The sequence below is a fragment of the Lactobacillus apis genome, assembly GCF_002837055.1.
GTDB classification, from domain to species: domain Bacteria; phylum Bacillota; class Bacilli; order Lactobacillales; family Lactobacillaceae; genus Lactobacillus; species Lactobacillus apis.
The window spans coordinates 1-1,729 of the sequence record NZ_PDKP01000050.1 but is presented as its reverse complement, the minus strand read 5'-3'; the positions used below and the strand labels follow the sequence as shown (position 1 = coordinate 1,729).

Genomic DNA, 1,729 nt, shown 5'->3' with positions numbered 1-1,729 from the left:
GAGGCACATCATATGTTTTCACCATCTATTCAACGTTTATTAGAAGATAAGTCCGGCTCATTCATCATTCCTGCATCACGTATTGCATTCGTGGAAGATGATAATCCTCTGTACCACGCCTTTATGATTTTGACCCGCGTCAAATACTCAAAAATTCCTGTACTTGACAGTAAGAATCGGGTTGTCGGTCTATTAAGTCTCGCCATGATTACCGATAAAATGATGGTAACTGACAAAATTACGCTTGATCCGTTAACAGAATTAAAGGTAAAAGACGTCATGCAAACAAATTTTGATAAAATCAATTTTGCTCAAACGACACTTGAAACTCAGTTACATCTACTGGTCGATAATGCCTTCTTGCCAGTAGTAGATGACTATGGCGTTTTCCAAGGTTTATTAACACGCCGCGAGTGGATTAAGGCATTTAATTACGTTGCTCATAATTTTGAAAATAAATATCAAGTCAAACAAATTGATGACAAAAATTAAGTTGTTGCAGTTATTTTAATTAGTTTAATTCATTTTAAGCATTCTTTGCCATTTTTTCTCAAACTGTATTATAATTATCTTATTGAGAATATAGTATTATTACTGCTTGTCTATATGCTACTAAAATTAGGATGCTCTGTTTTGTTAGTACACGATTTTATGTATTTATATATATTTTATATAAAGTGATTTTTTGTTTTTATAACCGTTTTTTAAAATAACAGTTTATTAATAAAATCAAGACATAAACAATTATCCTTATTTTATATTTAATTCAGAATGGAAGATACTAAGATGACAAACAAAACTATTTCTGAGCAATTAGCATTTTTAGTCAAGGCTATTATTGAAAATGGTACCTACCCAGGGGGCTTAGAACTATCAGAAAAGCAAAGACATGAATTAGCTGAGCAGCTTAAAAAAATGGCACAAAATCCAAATGAGTTAAAAAACATTAAAGCTATTACTGAGGCTTTCTATAAGGACCGCGTAGTTAAACACTTCAGATCAATGGACACTAATTTCTCTTGGGTTTTAGAAATTTTAGAACATGAACTCGTTTCTGCAAGCCGCTTAAAAAAACTACTCCTTGATTTGGCACAGGAAGAGCACTTTTCAGAAAATAGCATCAAGAAAATCAATCAATACTTTGAGGAATCGACTGATCATGGCGATAACGATAATTTCGTTACCCTCTCATCAACAGATGTAATTGATTCGATTGAACGTACTGAAGCTTTTACGCTAGACGAGAAGCCAAAAAGAAAAAGTGCTCACACGCCAGATCAAGGCAATAAGTCTGAGGATCCTAATGATAATATCATTAATTTAAAGGACTATTAGTTTAAAGCTAAACTATTTCACTTCAATGCATTGTAAACAGTAGCTTACTCTACTTGTTTACAATGAGCTACGAAATAGATTTAGCTTTTTTCTTTATCGGTAAAATTTTTAAACAAAGTTGTTTAGACTTATTCTAATTTAGATGATTTAGTGCTAAAATCTAAAAACGTAAAGTTATATTTTTATATTGAGAGGAACAAACTATGAGTTTTAAACAACAATGGAAATTTATCCTTGTCCTTTTTATCGGTTTAATTGGGCTTATCTGTCAATTTGGTATTCATACCAAGAGCCTTTTTCAAGTCGGTAATTTACAATTCCCCTTCGAAGCAGTTCTAATAGACGTGGTCGGAATAGCAATGGCGCTTTCCTTACTCCTTGAAATCATCAATGA

At 32.3% G+C, this 1,729-nt stretch carries 2 protein-coding genes and 1 pseudogene; all 3 read left to right on the top strand.

Annotated elements, in window-relative coordinates:
* The first annotated feature begins 12 nt into the window (after window positions 1-12).
* Window positions 13-492, top strand: a complete 480-nt coding sequence (gene cbpB / locus CRG87_RS07800; RefSeq protein ID WP_074426177.1) for a cyclic-di-AMP-binding protein CbpB — start codon at window positions 13-15, stop codon at window positions 490-492.
* Between the two features lie 294 nt (window positions 493-786).
* Window positions 787-1,335, top strand: coding sequence for a hypothetical protein (locus CRG87_RS07795; protein ID WP_074426176.1), 549 nt, complete (start codon window positions 787-789; stop codon window positions 1,333-1,335).
* Window positions 1,336-1,538: 203 nt separating this feature from the next.
* A pseudogene (locus tag CRG87_RS08095) lies at window positions 1,539-1,729 on the top strand (heavy metal translocating P-type ATPase); the annotation flags it as partial.